Genomic DNA, 20,531 nt, shown 5'->3' on the forward strand with positions numbered 1-20,531 from the left:
GTTCCGCGGGATCCTCCACGGCACGGGCGAGCGGCGTGTGAACGGCCGGGGTCAGGCCTGCGGGGTGCGCAGGGCGACGATGGCCATGTCGTCGTGGCCGTCGCTCGGGTGGTGATCGGCCAGTGCCTGGACGAACTCGGGCAGGGGGAGGACGGCATACGTCGCGGCGAGTCGGGCGAGCGCGTCCAGACTCTCGTCGATGGAGTGGACGGGGTCTTCGACCAGCCCGTCGGTGAAGAAGACCAGGGTGGCGGCCGCAGGCAGCAGGCGGGAGTGGTCCGGGCGGGGCTGGGAGGTGTCGACGCCGAGCGGCAGTCCGGGCTCGCCGAGCAGGTAGGAGGCCCGGCGCTCGGCGGTGATGAGCAGGGGCGGGACGTGGCCCGCGGTGCTCCAGTGGAGGCGCCAGCCCTGTCCCTCGGGTTCGATGCGGGCCAGGGTGGTGGTCGTGACGGGACTGTTCGTGATGGCTTCCAGCGTCCGGTCGAGCTGGGTGAGGACCTCGCCGGGCGGCTTGTTCCGGTCGAACAGCAGGGCGCGCAGCATGTTGCGGGTGGAGGCCATGGCGGCAGCGGCCCGCAGGTCGTGGCCGACCACGTCGCCGATGACGACCGCCACGACCCTGTCGGCGAGGGGGATGGCGTCGTACCAGTCCCCGCCGAGCTGACTCGGTTCGGCGGCGGGCCGGTAGATCGCGGCGGCGGTGAAGGGCCGCAGGTCGGGCAGGGTGGGCAGCAGCAGCCGCTGGAACTGTTCGGCTCCGACGCGAACCCGTTCGAACAGCCGGGCGTTCTCGATGGCGATGCCGGCGGCGCCGGCCAGTGCGACGACGATGTCCTCGTCGTGTTTGTCGAAGGGCTGTCCGTCGCGCCGCTCGGAGAGGTAGAGATCGCCGTAGATCTCACCGCGCACGCTGATGGCGACGCCGAGCAGGGTCCGCATGCGCGGATGGCCGGGCGGGAACCCGGCGGAGGCCGGGTGGGACGGGATGTCGTCGACCCGCAGGGGTTCCGGGAAGCGGATCAGGTGGCCCAGGACGCCCAGGCCACGAGGCAGGCCGGTGTCCGCCATGGCAGCGCGTTCCCGCTCGGACATGCCGGCCGGGATGAACTGCCCCAGGCTCTCCCCGGACTCGTCGAGCACGCCCAGCGCCCCGTAGCGGGCGCCGACCAGGTCCATGGCGGTGGTCACGATGCGCCACAGCACCTCGGACAGCTCCATCTCGCGGTTGATGGCGACCACCGCGTCCAGCAGGCCCTGCAGCCGGTCCGTGGTGGACAGCAGGCCGCGCAGTTGCTCGTCGATCCGGCTGAGCTCGGAGCGCAGACGTGCGTGGAGGTCGGGGAGGCTCGGCTGCCGCCACTGTCTCTCCTGCCGGTCTCCGGCCATTCCGGCCTCCTGACATGAACCCGGGGCAACGGCGTGCGGCACTTTCGATTGTGGCATCGCCGCATGGTCCGCACATGTGTGGTGCGGGGCCCGCACGGCAGGCGGCCTTCTCGACGTCACGCCGGGACGGAGCCGGACGGCCCACGAAGCCGAGGATCGCCACCGCCCGCGACAGGACGACCGGGCCGAGCCCCCCCGCGTCCGGTTGCGGACCCAGCGCCCGCTCCTCACCAACCACGTGCCGTGGCGTTCCCTGCTGCCCGGCGTCCTCGCGGGTGCGTCCGCCACGAGCACCCTCGGGCCGACCGCGCGGCCGGTCATGCCGACCGCGCCGCACCGGGCCCTCGGCGAGTACGGATCTCTCGGTCCTGTCCTGGCCGTCCTGTCCTGGTTGATCCCGTCGTGGTTGATCCCGTCCTGGCTGATTCTGGCCTGCGGCGACCGCCTCTCGACGGACCGCCGGCGAACTCCTGGCGGACGACGGACTCCTGGGTCGCTCCGGACGGTGAGCCGACATTGACAGATCGTCAGGTAACGAAAACATCACGGGTCTAGCCCAGTTGTAGGGGCTTGTTCATGTGCCCGATGGCGTGAAAAGCCTTGCCGGTCGCCCGTGGCAACGAAGCTCACGGTGACCGGAGGGCCTCGCTCCGGTCGCCCCCTCGCGCCGAGGGGGCAATCCGAAGTCCACGAAAGGGACATGAACCGTGAGATGGACAGGATTCCTGCGCGGGCGAGAACGCAGGTCGCGGAAGGCGGTCATGGCGGCGGTCTGCGCGAGCACGCTCGTGATGGGCGGCGGACTGGCGGTCGCCCTCGGCGGGTTCGACCACGCGGGCCCGCAGGGCGACGGCACCGCCTACACCCCCGCGGGCTGGCGGGTGACCCCGGCCGGTGCGCAGAAGGCCGCCGGTTTCTTCCCGGCGAACGCGGTGCTCTCGCCCGACGGCCGCGCGGTGGTCGTACCGAACATCGTGCGCAACGCACACGGCAAGCAGACCGTGCAGGTGCTCGACGCCGGCGACGGCTCCCTCGTACAGGAGCTGGAGCTCGACACCTCGAACTCCTCCGTGCCGCAGGGCGTGGCTCCGGGGCTGACCTTCAGCCATGACGGCAGGCGCGCCTACCTGGCGACGGCGAGCAAGAACGCGATCCTCGTCCTGGACTGGGACTCCGCCGCGCGCAAGCTCAGCGTGAACAAGTCCCTTCCGCTGCCGAAGGGTTCGTACCCGCAGACCGTGGCGGTGTCCCCGGACGACAGGACGGTGTACGCCAGCGGGCAGTACTCCCGCTCCCTGATCGCAGTCGATGTCGACTCCGGCCGGACCCAGCAGGCGCCGGTGGGCCTGTACCCGTACGGGGTGACCCTCTCGCAGGACGGCCGTACCGCCTACGTCAGCAACCAGGGCGCGAAGACCGTCTCGGTCTTCTCGGTCGACGGCCTCACGCTCACCCCCCGCCCCGAGATCACGGTCGGCACCCACCCGAACGCGATGCTCCTGGACGCCGGGCACCACCGGCTGTTCGTCGCCAACGGCGACAACGACAGCGTGTCCGTGGTCGACACCGACGGCGACAAGCTCGCCGGCACGATCTCGCTGGCGCCGTTCAAGGGCGCGCACGGCGGAGCGCAGCCCACCAACCTCGCGCTCTCCCCCGACAAGGCCACGCTGTACGTCACCAACGGCGGCAACAACGACGTCGCGGTGGTCAACGTTTCCGACCAGGGTGAGTTCGGCCGGGTCAAGGGCCTCGTCCCGACCGGCTGGTACCCGACCGGCGTGCAGGTCACCCCGGACGGCAAGCGGCTGCTCGTCACCAGCGCCAAGGGGCTCGGCACCGGCCCGAACAAGGGCACCGACCCGTCGAATCCGGACAGCCACCCCTACATAGAGAACCAGCTGCAGGGCTACCTGTCCGTCGTGCCGGTCCCGGACGCCGACCAGCTCGCCAAGTACACCCGCCAGGTGCGCGAGAACAACGGCTTCGACGACAAGAACGAGGTGCGCGGCTTCGACGACCGGACGCCCGGCACCATCGTGCCCAGGCAGGTCGGCGACTCCTCGCCGATCAAGCACGTGATCTACGTCGTCAAGGAGAACCGCACCTACGACCAGGTCCTCGGCGACTTCCACAAGGGCAACGGCGACCCCTCGCTGGCCGTTTTCGGCAAGGACGTCACGCCCAACCACCACAAGCTCGCCGACCAGTTCGTCACCCTGGACAACTTCTACGTCAACGGCGAGGTCAGCCAGAACGGCTGGCAGTGGGCCACCCAGGCCAGCTCCAACGGCGAGAACGAGACGGCCACCGCGCAGGGCTACGCGGGCAACGGCTCGGAGTACGACTCCGAGGGCTACCACCCCGACGTGGCGGCCGCCGGCGCCGACCCCGACCACGCCTATCTGTGGGACAAGCTCGCGCAGAAGAAGGTGCCGTTCCGCAACTACGGCCAGTTCGTGGTGCCGGACAACTGGGTCGGCAAGGACGAGAAGGTGAAGTGCGCGAAGGGCGACTTCTGCGCGCACGACCCGCTGCTGGACGCCTCCACCGACCACTCCTACCCGTGGTTTGACATGGGCGTGAGCGACGCGCACCGCTACGACCTGTGGAACAAGGAGTTCCAGGACTACGTCGCCCACGACAACCTGCCCGCCATGCAGTTCATCGACCTGCCGCGCGACCACACAGCGGGCGGGGCGACGGCGAAGCAGCTCGTCGCGGACAACGACGTGGCGCTCGGCAGAATCGTCGACACGGTGTCGCACTCGAAGTACTGGAAGAACACGGCGATCTTCGTCGTCGAGGACGACGCCCAGGCCGGTCCCGACCACGTCGACGCGCACCGCACGATCGCCTCGGTGATCAGCCCGTACACGCAGACCGGCAAGGTCGACTCGCACTTCTACAGCCAGGTGTCGATGCTGCGCACCATGGAGCTGTTCCTGGGCGTCGACCCGATGTCGCAGTACGACGCGGCCGCGCTGCCGATGATCTACTCCTTCACCGACAAGCCGGACTTCGCCCCGTACAGCGCGGTCACGCCGCCGAGCGTCACGGCGACCGTCTCCGACCCGATCGTCAAGCCGGGGCAGACCGTCACGGTCACGGGCAAGGTCACCAACCAGGGCAGCACCCCGCTGACCGGTGCGAAGGTGCGGCTGACCACTCCGGACGGGTGGAAGGCGACGCCGGACGGCCCGTCGGACCTGACCGCCGTCGCACCCGGCGCCGACTCCACGCTGACCTGGAAGGTAGAGGTGCCCTCGGGGGCGGCCTACGGGCAGCAGCGGTTCACCGTGCAGGCGGACTACCCGATCAACGGTCACATGACCGGCTCGCAGAAGGCCACCGTGGCGACCGTCGTACCGGACCCGCACACCGCGCAGGTGCCGCAGGCCTTCGTCGCGAACTACTCCGGCAACAGCGTGTCCGCCGTCGATGTGTCGACCGGCAAGCGCCTGGCCGACATCCAGGTCGGCGCGGCCCCCGGCACCATCGCCGTCAGCCCCGACCACACCAAGGCGTTCGTCGCCAACCAGGGCTCGAACAACGTCAGCGTGATCGACGTGGCCGCCGACGCCGTCGTCTCCACCATCCCGGTGGGCAGGACCCCGGCCGGACTCGCCGTCAGCCCCGACAACAAGACCCTGTGGGTCAGCGCGTACGGCGACAACGCCGTGCAGCCCGTCGACATCGCGACCGGCAAGGCCGGCGCCGAGATAGCCGTCGGCAGCGGCCCGGAGAACCTCGCCCTCACCCCGGACGGCTCCACGCTCTACGTCGCGAACAAGTGGAGCGACACGGTGACCCCGGTCAAGACGGACACCCGTACCGCCGGTGCGGCGATCAGGACCGGCAGCCAGCCGTTCGGCATCGCCATCACGCCCGACGGCAAGAGCGCCTACGTGACCGACATGGGATCCGGCGACGTCACGCCGATCGACCTCGCGTCCGGCGCGCCGAGCGACCGGATCAAGACCGGCACGACCCCGTTCAACATCAGCATCTCGGCCGACGGCAAGACCGCGTACGTGGCCGACACCGGGAGCGACAAGGTCACCCCGATCGACCTCGCGACCGGGACGGCCAGGCCCGCGCTGACCGCCGGCTCCGCCGCGAGCGGTGTCGCCGTCTCACCCGACGGCGGCACGGTGTTCGCCACCGCGGCCGGTGAGGGCAAGCTCGTCCCCCTGTCCACCGCGACGGGCACGGCCGGCACGCCGATCCAGGTCGGCAGCTACCCGATCTGGGTCTCCTACGCCCCGCCGGTCGGCTCCCAGCCGGCCATGCGGGAGCAGGCGCTGAGCCAGACCAGCCCGGCGACGAACCCGTCGGTCCTCCCCTCCCTGGCCATGACGCCGCAGGAGATCTCCGGAGCGCCCGACCAGGCGAACTCCGAGGCTCTCAACGAGGAGATCTGGAAGGCGATCCGGGGGCAGCACAGCAAGATGCCGAAGCCGGAGCACCACCTGTACGCGAATGTGCCCGGGGCCGAGGACTGATCCCGCGGTACTGAGCGCATGCCAACGGGGCGCCGCACTCTCCTCGAGTGCGGCGCCCCGCCACGTCACCGCGTGTTCGTCAGCCGGCGGTCCGGGCGGGCTCGGTGTCCCGCCGGGTCACCCCCACGTAGGCCACGAAGCCGAGGATCGCCACCGTCCAGGACAGGGTGACCGGACCGAGCCCCCAGGCGAGGCCGCCGCGGGTGTGCGGAAGGGCCATCCAGTCGGCGATCGAGGCACCGAGCGGGCGGGTGATGACGTACGCCGTCCAGAAGGCGGCCACCGCGCCGAGGGTGCCCGCACGGTGGGCGAGGGCCGGTACGGCGATCGCCACGGCGAACAGGACGACCGAGCCGAGGTAGCCCAGGCCGATGGAGGCGGTGAGGTCGCCGGCCGCGGTGCCGAGGGCGAACGTGGCCAGCACGGCCGCCCAGTAGAAGGCCTCGCGGCGGCGGGTGCGGATGCTGTGGATCGACAGGGTCCGCTCGCTCGCGTACCAGAGGGCGAAGACGGCGGCCAGGGCGATCAGGAAGACCGGGGTGGACAGGGTGTAGGGGACGCCGAGGCCCACGTGGAGCACGTCGGCGGCCATCGTGCCGAACACGCTGACCATCACGATCGCCGTCCAGTAGACCGCGGCCACGTACCGGCGGACGGCGAACTGAAGGACGAGGGCGGCCGCGAAGGCGAGGGCGCCGAGGCCGACGGCCGGGATCGGGCCCAGCAGGTGGGCCAGGAAGTCGGACGCGGTCTCGCCCATCCCGGTGGTCAGGACCTTGATGATCCAGAAGTAGACGGTGACCTCCGGCACCTTGTTCGCGCCGGTGCGGATGCGGGCGCGGGTACGGCCGGGGGACCGGCGGTCGAGGACGTGCTCTGTGCTCATGATCCGCACCCTGGCACGGCCAACTGTCGTTCCCCCAGCCCCCTTTGCCATTGCTTTGGGGCTTCTGGTGCAGGTGTTGCCACAGGCCCGGGCGAGCCTGAACGCAACCTGAACGCCTCCGGGAAAGCCCTGGTCGGCGCCCTGAAAGGGCTGATAGACAGGCAGGTCGGGCCGGCGCGCGTCAGGACACGACGCCCACGTGCGCCAGCGCCTGCTTCAGCAGCATCCCGTGCCCGCCCGGCATCTCGCTCTGCACGACCTCCGAGGCGGCCTCCTGCGGACTGAACCACACCAGGTCGAGGGCGTCCTGCCGGGGGCGGCAGTCGCCGGTCACCGGGACCACGTAGGCGAGGGACACCGCGTGCTGGCGCGGGTCGTGGTACGGCGTGACGCCCGCCGTGGGGAAGTACTCGGCGACCGTGAAGGGCTGCAGGGAGGCGGGGACGCGGGGCAGGGCCACCGGGCCGAGGTCCTTCTCCAGATGGCGCAGCAGGGCGTCGCGGACCCGCTCGTGGTGCAGGACGCGGCCGGAGACCAGGGTCCGGCTGACCGTGCCGTCCGGGCCGATGCGCAGCAGCAGTCCGATGCTGGTGACTTCGCCGCTGTCGTCCACGCGCACGGGCACGGCCTCGACGTACAGGATCGGCATCCGGGCCCTGGCCATTTCCAGCTCGTCCGTGGTCAGCCAGCCGGGCGTGGTCTCGGTCATGTCAGACATTGCTTGATCATACTTTCCGGGTGGGGCGCCCGCTGGGATCGCGGGTCGGTTCGGATGGGGGCAGCCCGTAGAGTCGGCGGGCGTTGTCGCGGCCGGTCCAGGCCGCTATGCGCAGGGCGTCGGGCAGGCTCAACTCGTCGGCGTCCACCCGGGCTTGGAGCAGATCGGCCAGACCCTGGCGGAAGCACAGCGCGCCCAGGTGGTGGAACTCGGCCACCCCGTAGGCGTCGGAGCTGTACAGCAGCTTGCGGAACGGAGTGATCTCCAGCGCCTCCTCCAGCACCGCACGGGAGCGGGCCGGACCCGTGTAGTGCAGGGCCAGTCCGACGTCGAGGTACACCTGCTCGAACACCGCGGCCAGATAGCCCGCTTGGCGATGGTAGGGCCAGCAGTGCAGCAGCAGGACCGGGATCGTACCCGCCGTCAGGTGCAGCCAGTCGGTCAGCAGGGCGGGGTCGGCGCGGTGCAACCGTACGTCGGCGTCACCGAACCCGGTGTGCAGCTGAAGGGGCAGGCCGAGGTCAACGGCGGTCCACAGCACATGCCGAACGAGAACCGGGTCGCTCAGCCGGCCACCGCCGGCGAGCCAGAGCCGGGCCGCCTCCGTCACCTCGACGTGTGAGGGCCGCTGCGGATTCAGCGCGAAGCCCGTGCGGTAGGCGGCCACCGACTTCACCGCGATCACACCGGGCCGGCGCACGGCCTCCTCGGCGGCCGCCCGGAAGACCGCCGCGTACGCGTCCGCCTCCACACCCCGCCCGGCGACCGCCTCCGCGACCTGCTCCAGCCGTACGACCTCGTACGCGGCGGCGCCGGCCGCCTCGGCCAACTCGGCCGGAGTGGTGAGGGGATGCGGTGCGTAGCCGGTGTCCACGCAGAACGACTCGGTTCCCGCCGAGGTCAAGAAGCGGCGGTTGACCTCGCGCCAGCCGAGGGCGGAACGCCGGGCCAGGTAGTCGGCCGGCGGCGCGTGCCGGGGAAGGTCCAGCAGGGGCGCGCAGTGCCGGCGCACGGCCACGCCGACCGGACTGTCGAAGGGGGAGATCCCGGGCCAGGCCCCACCCTCGGTGATCAGCGACTCGAACTCCCCGGGCGCGAGGTCGGCGGTGACCGCGCCGTGGCAGTGGTGGTCCACCAGCGGTAGCGTCGCGAGGGCCTCGTGGAGCGGGCCGGGTGCGGTCATCGTCGGTACGTCCAGGTCATCGTCGGTCGGTCCGGTTCATCGTCGGTCGGTCCGGTTCATGGTGGGTCGGTCCGGTTCATCGTCGGGCGATCCGGGTCATCTCAGTACTTCCACCGATAGGCCGCCGCCACCCCTGCGTCGTCCAACCCGTCCACGGCCGCCGCCTCGCCGAGCCGTACGGCGCTCACCGCGTCCGCCAGGACCGGCCCCAGAGCGGCCCGCAGCACCTGGTCGGCCCGGAACTCCTCGACGGCCTCGGGCAGCGACACCGGCAGCCGCCGTACACCGAGGGCGGCCGCCTCCTGCGCGCCGAACCGGGCCGGGTCGCCGGTGATCTCCTGCGGCAGACGGAGGGCGCCGGCGATCCCGTCGAGGCCCGCGGCGATGACGCAGCCGAGGGCGAGGTACGGGTTCGCGGCCAGGTCGACGGGTTTGATCTCCAGGTTGGCGTCCTGGTCCCGGCGGCCCGTCGTACCGGTGACGACCCGCAGCGCCGCCTCCCGGGTCTCGCGGCCCCAGGCGGTGAACACCCCTGCCCACTGGGAGGGCCTGAGCCGCAGATAGCTGGCCGGACTGGGCGCGGTCACCGCCGTGAGCGCGGGCAGCCGGGCGAGCACCCCGGCCGCGAACGACTCCGCCTCGCCCGTCATGCCGTACCGGCCCTCCCCGCCCGCGTGCAGGTTCACCCCGCCGCGCCGGCAGGACAGATGGAGGTGGCCGCCGTTGCCGACGCCCTCGGCGAGATACGCCGGAGCGAAGGACACCCGCAGGCCGTGCCGGCGCGACACCGCCCGGATCGTCTGCCGCACCAGCACGCTCCGGTCGGCCGCCGCCACCGGATCGAGGGCGCCCGCCGAGATCTCGAACTGCCCGGCCGCGTACTCGGGATGGACCTGGTCCACGTCCACACCCTGGGCCGCGAGGGCCTCCAGCAGGTCGGCGGTGCAGTCGCTCAGCTCGACCTGCCGGACCGCGCCGTACGCCGGGCCGGACACCGCCGGCACGAACTCCCCGGCGGGCGCGGAGTCCAGCCCGACGGCCCACTCGATCTCCACGGCCGCCTTGAAGTCGAGGCCGTGCCGCTCGGCCGCGTCCGCGACGATCCGGCGCAGGAAGGTGCGGGAACATCCAGGGTGCCGGGATCCCTCCTGGGTGATCCGGTCCACGGGCGCCCACGCCCAACCCGGCTGCCCGGCCAGCACGGTCAGTCCGTCGAGGTCGGGGAACAGACGCAGATCGCCGTCGGGGGAGCCGAGGACGTCCGTGGTGACGATCGAGTCGTCGGCGAGGAACGTGTCGAAGACCGGCGACATGCCGACACCCCAGGACACCGCGGACTCCAGCCGCGCCGTCGGGATCGTCTTCACCCGGCCGACACCCGCGGTGTCCACGTACGCGAGCACGATGCCGCGCACACCCCGCTCCGCGAGATCCGCGGTGAGCGCGGCGACCCGTTCGAGGTCACCGGGGCGCCCACCGGGGACGGGATCGGCAAGGGTGGTCATACGTCCTCCTCGGCGCGCTGGGATCCCGCGCGGTGGGGGCGGGGGCCGGGCCCGGCCCGCGTGTCGGGGTCAGCGTTTCACGGCCACCGCGCCGAACTGTGGTACCGGCGCGGCCGAGTCGGCCTCGGCGCGCCACTGCGAACAGGGCACAAGACCCGGCTCGACCAGCTCCAGACCCTCCAGGAAGGCGGCGATCTCGGTACGCGAGCGGGCGGTGATCGGCGGGGTCGCGTTGGCGTTCCAGAACTCCATCGCCGCGATGTTGCCCTCGCCGCCGACCTCCGCGTCGTAGGTCGGGTGGGTGAGCACCAGGTGGCTGCCGGCCGGGACGGCCGCCATGAGCCGCCGGACGATGTCCCGGGCCACGTCGGTGTCGGTGACGAAGTTGAGGATGCCCAGCATCATCACGGCGACCGGCTGCGACAGGTCCAGCGTCCCGGCGGCGCGCTCGACGATGGCGTCCGGGTCGCGCACGTCGGCGTCGATGTAGTCCGTCACGCCCTCGGGGGCGCTGGTGAGCAGGGAACGCGCGTGCACCAGCACGATCGGGTCGTTGTCGACGTACACGATCCGCGACTCGGGGGCTATTCGCTGCGCTATCTCGTGGGTGTTGTCCACCGTCGGCAGCCCGGTGCCCACGTCCAGGTACTGCCGTATCCCGCGCTCGGCGGCCAGGAAGCGCACCGCGCGGGCCAGGAAGTCGCGGTCGGCGCGTGCCACGGCACGGATCACGGGGAACATCCCGGCGACGTGTTCACCGACCCGCTGGTCGATCTCGTAGTTGTCCTTGCCGCCGACCCAGTAGTTCCAGACCCGCGCGTTGTGCGCCACGGAGGTGTCCAGCCGTGCCGGCAGGGCCGCCGGGGAGTCGTTCTCGCTCACGTCGCCGTCCTTCGTCTGTGCGGTTGTCCGCCGTCATTGTGTCGTCCCTTGATCGACCTGTCCCGGAAAACGCGGAGCGTGCCCCGCCGGGCACGCTCCGGTCGCCCGGCGAGGCGGCCGACCTCCATGAGGAACACTGGAGCGGGTACGCCGTCGCCGACCGGAAGCAGGACATGCCCGCCACGCCCGCCCCTCTCCTCGACACCCCCGACCTGCCCGCGGGCCCGGCCGACATCCGGCTCGTCGTCACCGACATGGACGGCACGCTGCTGGACGACGCCAAGCGCATCCCCGCCGGCCTGTGGCCCATGATCGGCGAACTGCGTCGCCGGGGCGTGCTGTTCAGCCCCGCGAGCGGCCGCCAGTACGCCACCCTGGCGCGGCAGTTCGCGGACGTCGCCGAAGGCATGGCGTTCATCGCGGAGAACGGCACCTACGTGGTTCGCGACGGCGAGGAGCTGAGTTCCGACCCGCTGCGACCGTCCGTCGCCGCGGGCATCGCCCGGACGGTACGACGCCTGGTCGCGGACGGCGTGGACGTCGGCGCCGTCGTCTGCGGCAAGCGGTCCGCGTACGTCGAGCGGACCGACGAGGCGTTCCTCGCCGAGGTGCGCAAGTACTACGTCGAGCACCGCGTCGTCGGGGACGTCACCACCGTCGACGACGACGTGATCAAGATGGCACTGTTCGACTTCGGCTCCGCCGAACACAGCACCGCCCCCGCCCTCGACGCCTTCGCGGCCACCCACCAGGTCGTCGTCTCCGGCGAACACTGGGTCGACGTCATGAACCTCACCGCCGACAAGGGCGCCGCCCTGCGCGGGCTCCAGCGCGAACTCGGCATCACACCCGCGCAGACCATGGTGTTCGGCGACTACCTCAACGACCTGGAGATGCTGGACGCCGCCGACTGGTCCTTCGCCATGGCCAACGCCCATCCGGAGGTCGTCCGGCGTGCCCGCTACCTCGCCCCGTCCAACAACGACAACGGGGTGCTGCGCACCGTCGCCCGGGTCCTGGGCATACCGCTGCCGCTGTCCTGAGGCGGACGCCGGTCAGCCGGCAGGTGCGGGAGCGGCGGGGAGAGCGGCGTCGAGGAAGCGGGTCACCTCCGCGAAGACCTCCGCCCTGTTCGTCTCGTTGAACACCTCGTGCCGGGCCCCGGCGAAGATCCGCTCGGTCAGCCGGCCGCCGCTCAGCAGTTCCACGCCGACCCGGCTGCCGGGCAGGGGCACCAGCCGGTCGTCGTCCCCGTGCAGCCACAGCAGCGGCAGCGGGCCGACGTCACCGCCCTTGGCGACGGTCTCCAGGGTCCGGGCGAACGCCTCGACCGTGGGCCGCTTCATGGGCCCGTGCCACGCCAGGGGGTCGGCGGCGTAGTCGGCGCCGACGGCGGGGTCGCGGGAGAGCGCGGCCGGACTGACCGGCGTGTCCGGGATCTCGTCGAGGGCGAGCAGCATCCCGGGCAGCTCCCAGGCGCCGATCACCGGACCGGACAGGACGAGCGCGGTCAGCTCGTCGCCGTACCGCTGCGCGTACCGGGCCGCGATCAGGCCGCCCATGGAGTGGCCCAGCACGACGAGCGGCAGCCCGGGGTGTGCGGCGCGGGCCACGTCCGCCACGGCGTGCACATCGGTGACGACGTCCTCGAAGTCCTCGATCAGCACCCGCTCGCCGGCCGATCTTCCGTGCCCCATGTGGTCGGGGGCGTACACGGCCGCCCCGTGCCCGGTGAGGACGCCGGCGAGTTCCTGGTAGCGGCCCGCGTGCTCGCCGTATCCGTGCACCACGACGGCGAGGTACCGCGGCGCCGGGTGCGGCCACTCGCGGACGGCCAGGTCACCGCGGGTGCCGGGCAGGGTGTGCGCGCGGACGTGGGGCATGTCTCCTCCGGCTGCGTGGGTGAAGGTGCGGGGGAATCTTCCCAGGGGGCCGGTCCGGGGTCTATAGTCGAAAACTAGCAGTGCTAATTAAGTGGTGCTGTCGCAGCCAGAACCGCAGTCGGAACCGCGGGTCACAACCGCAGTCGGATCCGAGCTGATCCACAGCGTCGTAGGTCAGGAGTTCACGCCGTGCGTCCCGTCCATTTCGCGGCCGCCCGCCGCACCCCCATCGGCAAGCTGCGCGGAGCCCTGTCCTGCGTACGGCCCGACGATCTCGCGGCGACCGTGGTCCGCCGCCTCGTGGCCGACGTGCCCGCCCTCGACCCGGCCCACGTCGACGACGTCTACTGGGGTGCCGCCAACCAGGCCGGCGAGGACAACCGCAACGTCGCCCGCATGGCCGCACTGCTGGCCGGCCTCCCCGACTCCGTGCCCGGCGCCACCGTCAACCGGCTGTGCGCCTCCGGTCTCGAAGCGGTCACCGCCGCCGCCCGCACCATCGCCGCGGGCGAGGCCGACATCGTGATCGCCGGCGGCTCCGAGTCCATGAGCCGCGCCCCCTTCGTCCTGCCCCGCCCCGACGAGGCCCTGCCGCAGCGCATGGAGACCTACGACACCCGGCTCGGCTGGCGCCTGGTCAACCCCGCCATGAAGGACCTGCACGGCCTGCTCTCCATGGGCGAGACCGCCGAGGAGGTCGCCGAGCGGTACGGCGTCACCCGCGAGCGGCAGGACGCGTTCGCGCTGCGCAGCCACCAGCAGGCCGCCGCCGCCCGCAAGAACGGCCACTTCGACGACGAACTCCTCCCCGTCGAACGCCCGGACGGCATCACCGTCGAACAGGACGAGTCCGTCCGCGAGGACACCTCGCTGGAGAAACTGGCCCGCCTGAGGCCCGTCTTCCGCGCCGGCGGCACGGTCACCGCGGGCAACGCCTCGCCGATGAACGACGGCGCGGCCGGACTCCTGCTGGTCAGCGATGAGGCCCTCGAGGAACTGGGCCTCGAGTCCCTGGGCCGGTACGTCGCCGGGGCCTCCGCGGGCGTCCACCCCGACGTGATGGGCATCGGCCCGGTCCCGGCCACCCGCAAGGCGCTCGCCCGCGTCGGCTGGGAGATCGGCGACGTCCAGGAGGCCGAGTTCAACGAGGCGTTCGCCGCGCAGGCGCTCGCGTGCGTCGACCAACTGGGCATCGACCCCGAGCTGGTGAACCCGTACGGCGGCGCGATCGCCCTCGGCCACCCGCTCGGCTGCTCCGGCGCCCGCATCCTCACCACCCTGCTGCACCGCATGCGCCGCACGGGCTCGCAGCGGGGCCTGGCGACCATGTGCGTGGGCGTGGGGCAGGGCAGCGCGGTGCTGGTCGAGAGGGACTAGCGACACATCGACGGGAGGCTCCCCGCAGGGGGATTCGGTCACACGAGCCGCAGCAAGGGATGCACGGAAACAAGGAAAGCAAAGAAGCAAGGAAAGCAAAGAAGCAAGGAAAGCGAGCACCACTCCATGGCCACCCTGTCCGTCGCCGCCATCCTCGCCGAGAACGCCCGGCGCCGTCCGCACAAGACCGCTCTCGTCGAAAGGGATCTGCGGCTGTCCTTCGCCGAGGCGTGGCTCCGGGCACGAGAGCAGGCGGGGGCACTCGCCGGGCTCGGTGTCCGGCCGGGGGACCGGGTCGCCCTGATGGCGCCCAACACCGTGGAGTTCCCGGTCGCCTACTACGCGATCGCGGCGGCGGGCGGCGTCGTCGTCCCCGTGCACCTGCTGCTGTCGCCGGCCGAGGTCGAGCACGTCCTGAAGGACAGCGGTGCCACGCTGCTGCTCGTGCACCCGGCGCAGGCGGAGACCGCACGGGCCGCCGCCGAGGCGCTCGGCGTGCGGGTGGTGACCCTCGGACCGGAGTTCGACGGGCTCGCGGCCGACGCGACCCCGCTGTCCTCGTACGTCACCCGGGCGCCCGACGACCCGGCGGTGATCTTCTACACCAGCGGCACGACCGGCGTCCCCAAGGGTGCCGTGCTCAGCCACTTCAACCTGGTGATGAACGCGACCGTCAGCGCCTTCGACGCCAACGACGTCCGTGCCGAGGACATCGCGCTCGGCGCCCTCCCGCTCTTCCACGCCTTCGGCCAGACCGTGTCGCTCAACGCCACCTGGCGGGCGGGCGCCACGCTCGTCCTGCTGCCCCGCTTCGACGCGGCCCGCGCCATCGAGCTGATGGTGAAGGAGGGCGTGAACACCTTCCACGGTGTGCCGACCATGTACGTGGCCCTGGCCGCGGCCGCCGCGGACGCCGACGTGCTGCCCGAGCTGCGGGTGTGCGTCTCCGGCGGAGCCTCGCTGCCGGTGGCCGTGCTGGAGCGCTTCGAGGAAGGGTTCGGCGCGCGGATCTACGAGGGGTACGGGCTCTCGGAGACCTCGCCGTCGGCCACCGTCAACCAGCCTGTCTTCGGCACCCGGGCCGGCTCGATCGGCCACCCGCTGTGGGGCGTCGACGTGGAGGTCGCCCGCGCGGACGTCGAGGGGAGCATCGAACTGCTGCAGGCCGGTGAGCTGGGCGAGGTCGTCGTCCGCGGCCACAACGTCTTCGCCGGCTACCTCGGCCGCCCGGAGGCCACCGCCGAGGCCCTGGTCGACGGCTGGTTCCGCACCGGCGACCTCGGCACCAAGGACGAGGACGGCTTCCTGCGGATCGTCGACCGCAAGAAGGACATCATCATCCGCGGTGGCTACAACGTGTACCCGAGGGAGGTGGAGGAAGTCCTGATGCGCCATCCCGGCATCGCCCAGGTCGCCGTCATCGGCCTGCCCGACGAGCTGCACGGCGAGGAGGTGTGCGCCGTCGCCGTCCCCACGCCGGGCGCGACCCCCGACGCCGCCGAGATCATCGAGTGGTCCAAGGGCCACCTGGGCAAGTACAAATATCCGCGGTGCGTGGAGTTCACCGACGCGCTGCCGCTCGGGCCGAGCATGAAGGTGCTCAAGCGGGAGCTGCGGGCACGGTACGCCGGCTGAGGCCTGCCCACAGGGGGGACATCGCTTACCCGGACCGGATGTGTGCACATAGCATCGGTTCCCACATGAACACGATGACGCTCTGGCACATATCCGGCTGGGAGTTCGCCGCCCTGGCCCTCGCGGCCCTCGTCGTGGGCTTCTCCAAGACCGCCGTCAGCGGGGCCAACACGGTCAGCCTTGCCGTCTTCGCGGCCGTCCTGCCCGCCCGCGCCTCCACCGGCGTACTCCTGCCCGTCCTCATCGCCGGCGACGTGCTCGCCGTCCTCACGTACCGGCGGCACGCCCACTGGCCCACGCTGTGGCGGCTGTTCCCGGCGGTGGCGGCCGGTGTGGTGGCCGGCACGCTGTTCCTGATGTGGGCCGACGACGGGATCGTACGGACCTCGATCGGCGCGATCCTGCTGCTGATGACCGGTGTCACGCTGTGGCGGCGGCACCGGGCCGACACGGCGGCGGAGCCGGACGCGGTCACCGGCAGGACGGGCCGCGTGAAGGCGCGTTCGTACGGCGTCCTCGGCGGGTTCACCACCATGGTCGCCAACGCGGGCGGCCCGGTGATGTCGATGTACCTCCTGTCGGCGGGCTTCCGGAAGCTCGGCTTCCTCGGTACGTCCGCCTTCTTCTTCCTGATCGTGAACGTGTCGAAGGTGCCCTTCAGCGTGGGCCTCGGCCTGATCGACGGCCGCTCGCTGCTCCTTGACGCCGCGCTCGTGGTGTTCGTCATGCCCGGTGCGCTGTTGGGCAAATGGGCTGTGAACAGAATCAACCAGCGACTCTTCGAGCAACTGGTGATCGCGGCAACGGTCGTGGGCGGCGTGGAACTGCTCCTGACCTGACCGGACCCCGGAGTCTGCTTCCGGCCTAGCCGAGCCCCAGCAGGCCGGGCAGGTCCGCGAAGGAGTCCAGGACGTGGTCGGGCCGGCCGCTCGCCCGGTCGAGCGTGTCCGGCAGGAACTTGCCGGTCCGCACGAGCACCCCGGTGATGCCCAGCCGCTGCGCCGCCAGCACGTCCGACTCCACGTCGTCCCCGATCATCAACGCCTCCCGCGCGCTCACCCCGAGCCGTCCGAGGGCCGCCTGGAAGAAGGCGGGCGCCGGCTTCCCGGTGACCTCGGCCTCGGTCCCGGCGGCCGCCTCCAGCCCGGCGACGAACGCGCCCGCGTCCAACTGGAGCCCCGCGTCCGTCCGCCAGTACAGGTTCCGGTGCATGGCGACCAGCCGCGCGCCCCGCTGCAGATATCCGAAGGCCCGGTTCAGCGCCGCGTATCCGAACTCCGGCCCGGCTCCGCCGACCAGGACGACGTCCGGCACGCCGTCGTCCTCACCGAGGAGCGTGATCCCCTCCAGGTCCTCCGTGACCTCCCCGCTGTTGAGCAGGACGCAACGGGCTCCGGCCAGGTGGGCGGCGGTGGCCGACGGCGCGGTCAGGATCTCCTCCGCGGTCACCGGGAAGCCCGCGTCCGCGAGCGTCGCGGCGATCGACGCCCGGGTCCGGGACGTCGTGTTGGTGACCAGTACGATCCCGAGCCCGGCCTCCCGGATCGCCCGCAGGGCCGCAACCGCACCCGGCAACGGCCGCCAGGACACGGTCAGCACCCCGTCGATGTCGATGAGCACGGCACGCACGGACGCCAGGGAAGCCATGCCAGGACCATAACGGCCGAATACGCTCCGACCGGCAAGGCGAACCGGTGGGGGCGTCCCGGCACCCGTCCCCTACGCTCACCCTCATGTCCCGGCACGTCCTGATCCTCGGCGGCACCACCGAGGCCCGCCGCCTCGCCACCGACCTCGCGGCCCGCCCCGGCGTCCGGGTCACCACCTCCCTCGCGGGCCGGATCACCCGGCCCGGAGCGCTGGACGGCGAGGTGCGCGTCGGCGGCTTCGGCGGGGCCGAGGGGCTCGCCGACTGGCTGCGCACCCACCGTGTGGACGCCCTGGTCGACGCCACGCACCCCTTCGCCGAGTCGATCACAGCGAACGCGGCCCACGCGGCGCGGGCCACCGAAATCCCCGCCGTCGTCCTGCGCCGCCCCGGCTGGCGCCCCGCCCCCGGCGACCGCTGGCACGACGTCCCGTGCCTGGCCGCGGCCGCCGACGCCCTTCCCCGGCTCGGCCGCCGCGTCCTGCTCACCACCGGCCGACTGGGCCTCGCGGCCTTCGCCCACCTGACGGACCTGCACTTCGTCGTGCGCTCGGTGGAGCCTCCGGGTCCACCGCTGCCGCCCGACACCCAAGTGCTGCTCGCCCGAGGCCCGTTCGCCCTCGCCGACGAGCGGGACGTACTGCGCGGCCACCGCATCGAGGTGCTGGTCACCAAGGACAGCGGGGGCGAGGCGACGGCACCGAAGCTGACGGCCGCCCGTGAACTCGGTCTCCCCGTGGTCGTCGTACGACGCCCCGAACTGCCGCCCGGCGTGAGTGCCGTGGCGGACGTGGCGGCCGTGCTCGGCCGGCTGGGGTTCGACGGCCGGTGACGCGCGGCCGGCTCAGCCCTCGTCCGGGTGCCTGCGCAGCAGGTACGTGTCCATGATCCAGCCCTTGCGGTCGCGGGCCTCCGCGCGCAGCCGCTCGATGCGGGGACCGGCCTCGGCGAGCGGTCCGGAGACGAGGATCTCGTCCGGGGTGCCTATGTACGCGCCCCAGTAGATGTGCATGTCCTCGTCGGCGTACTGCCGGAAGGTCTGGTGTGCGTCCAGCATCACGACGACGTCGTCCACACCCTCCGGGAAGCCCTCCGAAAGCCGGCGCCCGGTGGTGATCTGGACCGGCCGGGCCACCCGGTTGAGCCCGGTGCGATGGCGGGCGACCAGGGAGGAGACGCTGCTGATGCCGGGCACCACGTCGTACGCGAACTCCACCGCTCCGCGCCCCAGCACCTCCTCCAGGATCCCCAGCGTGCTGTCGTACAGCGACGGATCCCCCCACACCAGGAAGGCGCCGGTGCCGTCCTCGCCGAGTTCTTCGGCGATCAGTCGCTCGTAGATCCCGGCGCGGGCACTGCGCCAGTCCTCGACGGCCGGCGAGTACGACGCCCCGCCCGCCCCGCGGTCCCGCTCCGGATCCCGGGCCTCCACCACCCGGTACGAACCCTCGGGCAGATGTGCGTCCAGGATGTCCCGGCGGAGCTGGGTCAGGTCGCTCTTCACCTCGCCCTTGTCGAGCAGGAAGAACACGTCCGCGCCCCGCAGCGCCTTGACCGCCTGAAGGGTCAGCTGGTCGGGGTCGCCCGCGCCGATACCGATGACATGAATCTTTCGCACGACCCGAGTCTGCCGCATGCCACTGACAGAGCGTTCATCGCCTCCACACACGCCGCGACGACGCCTTTCCGGGAACCGGTCACCCTCGGCCGGTGGCGCTCAGGAACCGAGCCGCGGTGCCTCGGCGCCCGCGTCGACAGGACCCGGCCCGCGCTCCACCCGGCCGGCCAGCTCGCGGGCCCAGACGACCAGCCCTGCGAGATCCACTCCATAGGGCCGGCCGGAGCCCTGGTCGGAGCTCTGGCCGGCGACCCGCCCGGCCGCCGCCCACTCCTCGACCGCGCCCGCGCCGCGCCGCAGCAGCCGTGCCCCGCCGGTGGCGTTCCCGCGTGCCGCGTGGGTGAGCCCCACCGCCAGCTGGGCCAGCCCCCGCCACAGCGCGCGCTCCTCCTCGGGACCCGACTTCCAGGCGTCCTCGAACACCTCGTGCGCGTGGAACGGCTTCCCCGCGTCCAGCAGCGCCTGCGCCTGCGCGAGCGTCTCCCGCGGGGTCCGTACGACGCCCTCCGGCTGCCGCTCGACCCCTTCCGTGCCGTACGGCAGCGGCCTGCCCAGCCCGTCACGGGGCCGGGCGTTCCGTGCCCGCCCCGCCACATCCCGGTCCCGGCCGCCCTCCGGCCTCCCTGTCACCGCGCCCGCGTCTCCCATACGACCGATTGTCCCCTCCGCGCGCGGGGCCCTCTTCGGCGCAGCCCCGTACGTGGGGTAAAGTTCTGTTCGCGCGATCACACGGGTCACCCCGAGTGAGCGCATCGGGACGTGGCGCAGCTTGGTAGCGCACTTGACTGGGGGTCAAGGGGTCGCAGGTTCAAATCCTGTCGTCCCGACTGGAGACAGTCGCAGGTCAGGGCCGGTTTCGGAGACATCCGAAACCGGCCCTTGATCATTCTTGGGGACCAGTCGGGGACCGGCGTCCTCGACTGGGGTCAGCGGATCACGAGCGGGGTCCTGGCGTGCCGACCGCGCAGATCGACCGGCCGGTGAAGGTGACCGTGGGCCTGACCGGCGTTGCCACCCTCACGATCGAGGGCCATGAGCAGGGCGACCCTGGATACCCCGAAGTCGCTCTCGGTGATCCCGTGCCGCACGGCCTCTGACGGGCGGCCCGCTCCGCCGTCGGGGTTCTTGTGGGGCGCATGTGATGCCCTATACGGTGAACTGCCTTGTATGGCACGTGAGTTCGAGGTCGTCCACCAGGGGAGAGCCGTGGAGATCAAAAAGGTAGTGATCCGCGAAGAGGAGCGCACGAACCGCAAGCCCGCCGTCATGGAGAAGCGCCCGCCGACCCGCTGACCGGGCGGGAAC

At 71.9% G+C, this 20,531-nt stretch carries 18 protein-coding genes and 1 tRNA gene; 9 read left to right on the top strand and 10 right to left on the bottom strand.

The window, feature by feature from the left end; genetic code table 11:
- Positions 1–51: 51 nt before the first annotated feature.
- Positions 52–1,386, bottom strand: coding sequence for a PP2C family protein-serine/threonine phosphatase (locus ACWD5D_RS10455; protein WP_451372397.1), 1,335 nt, complete (start codon positions 1,384–1,386; stop codon positions 52–54).
- Positions 1,387–2,093: 707 nt separating this feature from the next.
- Here ACWD5D_RS10455 and ACWD5D_RS10460 point away from each other — a divergent pair.
- Complete coding sequence (locus ACWD5D_RS10460) at positions 2,094–5,891, top strand: beta-propeller fold lactonase family protein (protein ID WP_451372398.1); 3,798 nt, start codon at positions 2,094–2,096, stop codon at positions 5,889–5,891.
- Between the two features lie 79 nt (positions 5,892–5,970).
- On the opposite strand, the gene ACWD5D_RS10465 is transcribed toward ACWD5D_RS10460, so the two are convergent.
- From ACWD5D_RS10465 to ACWD5D_RS10485, 5 genes are all read right to left on the bottom strand, one after another.
- Positions 5,971–6,777, bottom strand: a complete 807-nt coding sequence (locus ACWD5D_RS10465) for a COG4705 family protein (protein WP_451372399.1) — start codon at positions 6,775–6,777, stop codon at positions 5,971–5,973.
- Between the two features lie 181 nt (positions 6,778–6,958).
- Positions 6,959–7,486, bottom strand: coding sequence for an NUDIX hydrolase family protein (locus ACWD5D_RS10470; protein ID WP_451372547.1), 528 nt, complete (start codon positions 7,484–7,486; stop codon positions 6,959–6,961).
- A 16-nt stretch (positions 7,487–7,502) separates the two neighbouring features.
- Entirely contained in the window at positions 7,503–8,678 is a 1,176-nt protein-coding gene (locus tag ACWD5D_RS10475) for an amidohydrolase family protein (RefSeq protein WP_451372400.1), read from the bottom strand.
- A 101-nt stretch (positions 8,679–8,779) separates the two neighbouring features.
- Complete coding sequence (locus tag ACWD5D_RS10480) at positions 8,780–10,183, bottom strand: glutamine synthetase family protein (protein ID WP_451372401.1); 1,404 nt, start codon at positions 10,181–10,183, stop codon at positions 8,780–8,782.
- 69 nt (positions 10,184–10,252) lie between these two features.
- Entirely contained in the window at positions 10,253–11,065 is an 813-nt protein-coding gene (locus ACWD5D_RS10485) for an SAM-dependent methyltransferase (RefSeq protein ID WP_451372402.1), read from the bottom strand.
- A gap of 173 nt (positions 11,066–11,238) precedes the next feature.
- Between ACWD5D_RS10485 and ACWD5D_RS10490 the strand changes: the two genes are divergently transcribed.
- Positions 11,239–12,108 (top strand): Cof-type HAD-IIB family hydrolase, encoded by an 870-nt coding sequence (locus ACWD5D_RS10490; RefSeq protein ID WP_451372403.1) that lies wholly within the window; start codon positions 11,239–11,241, stop codon positions 12,106–12,108.
- A 12-nt stretch (positions 12,109–12,120) separates the two neighbouring features.
- Here ACWD5D_RS10490 and ACWD5D_RS10495 read toward each other — a convergent pair whose 3' ends face one another.
- Positions 12,121–12,948: an alpha/beta hydrolase gene (locus ACWD5D_RS10495; protein WP_451372404.1), complete on the bottom strand. Its 828-nt coding sequence runs from the start codon at positions 12,946–12,948 to the stop codon at positions 12,121–12,123.
- Between the two features lie 189 nt (positions 12,949–13,137).
- Between ACWD5D_RS10495 and ACWD5D_RS10500 the strand changes: the two genes are divergently transcribed.
- The 3 genes from ACWD5D_RS10500 (at position 13,138) to ACWD5D_RS10510 (ending at position 16,799) form a co-directional block, all read left to right on the top strand.
- Positions 13,138–14,325 carry a thiolase family protein gene (locus tag ACWD5D_RS10500; RefSeq protein ID WP_451372405.1) on the top strand — a complete coding sequence of 396 codons (1,188 nt, stop codon included), beginning with the start codon at positions 13,138–13,140 and terminating at the stop codon, positions 14,323–14,325.
- Between the two features lie 126 nt (positions 14,326–14,451).
- Positions 14,452–15,960: a long-chain-fatty-acid--CoA ligase gene (locus ACWD5D_RS10505; protein WP_451372406.1), complete on the top strand. Its 1,509-nt coding sequence runs from the start codon at positions 14,452–14,454 to the stop codon at positions 15,958–15,960.
- Between the two features lie 65 nt (positions 15,961–16,025).
- Positions 16,026–16,799 (top strand): sulfite exporter TauE/SafE family protein, encoded by a 774-nt coding sequence (locus ACWD5D_RS10510; RefSeq protein ID WP_451372407.1) that lies wholly within the window; start codon positions 16,026–16,028, stop codon positions 16,797–16,799.
- Between the two features lie 25 nt (positions 16,800–16,824).
- Here the strand turns inward: ACWD5D_RS10510 and ACWD5D_RS10515 are convergent, their stop codons facing one another.
- Entirely contained in the window at positions 16,825–17,598 is a 774-nt protein-coding gene (locus ACWD5D_RS10515; protein WP_451372548.1) for an HAD-IIA family hydrolase, read from the bottom strand.
- Positions 17,599–17,693: 95 nt separating this feature from the next.
- On the opposite strand from ACWD5D_RS10515, the gene ACWD5D_RS10520 reads away from it, so the two are divergent.
- Positions 17,694–18,440, top strand: a complete 747-nt coding sequence (locus ACWD5D_RS10520; protein ID WP_451372408.1) for a cobalt-precorrin-6A reductase — start codon at positions 17,694–17,696, stop codon at positions 18,438–18,440.
- 12 nt (positions 18,441–18,452) lie between these two features.
- On the opposite strand, the gene cobF is transcribed toward ACWD5D_RS10520, so the two are convergent.
- Together cobF and ACWD5D_RS10530 are read right to left on the bottom strand one after the other, a co-directional pair.
- On the bottom strand, positions 18,453–19,226 hold the full coding sequence (cobF, locus tag ACWD5D_RS10525) for a precorrin-6A synthase (deacetylating) (RefSeq protein ID WP_451372409.1): 774 nt from the start codon (positions 19,224–19,226) through the stop codon (positions 18,453–18,455).
- A gap of 99 nt (positions 19,227–19,325) precedes the next feature.
- Positions 19,326–19,874 carry a DUF309 domain-containing protein gene (locus tag ACWD5D_RS10530; RefSeq protein WP_451372410.1) on the bottom strand — a complete coding sequence of 183 codons (549 nt, stop codon included), beginning with the start codon at positions 19,872–19,874 and terminating at the stop codon, positions 19,326–19,328.
- 105 nt (positions 19,875–19,979) lie between these two features.
- On the opposite strand from ACWD5D_RS10530, the gene ACWD5D_RS10535 reads away from it, so the two are divergent.
- The 3 genes from ACWD5D_RS10535 (at position 19,980) to ACWD5D_RS10545 (ending at position 20,519) form a co-directional block, all read left to right on the top strand.
- Positions 19,980–20,053: transfer RNA gene (locus tag ACWD5D_RS10535), tRNA-Pro, on the top strand.
- Between the two features lie 126 nt (positions 20,054–20,179).
- Positions 20,180–20,323 (top strand): hypothetical protein, encoded by a 144-nt coding sequence (locus ACWD5D_RS10540; RefSeq protein ID WP_451372411.1) that lies wholly within the window; start codon positions 20,180–20,182, stop codon positions 20,321–20,323.
- 70 nt (positions 20,324–20,393) lie between these two features.
- Positions 20,394–20,519, top strand: coding sequence for a hypothetical protein (locus ACWD5D_RS10545; RefSeq protein ID WP_451372412.1), 126 nt, complete (start codon positions 20,394–20,396; stop codon positions 20,517–20,519).
- The last annotated feature ends 12 nt before the right edge of the window (positions 20,520–20,531 follow it).

The sequence above is a fragment of the Streptomyces sp. NPDC002520 genome (assembly GCF_053595235.1).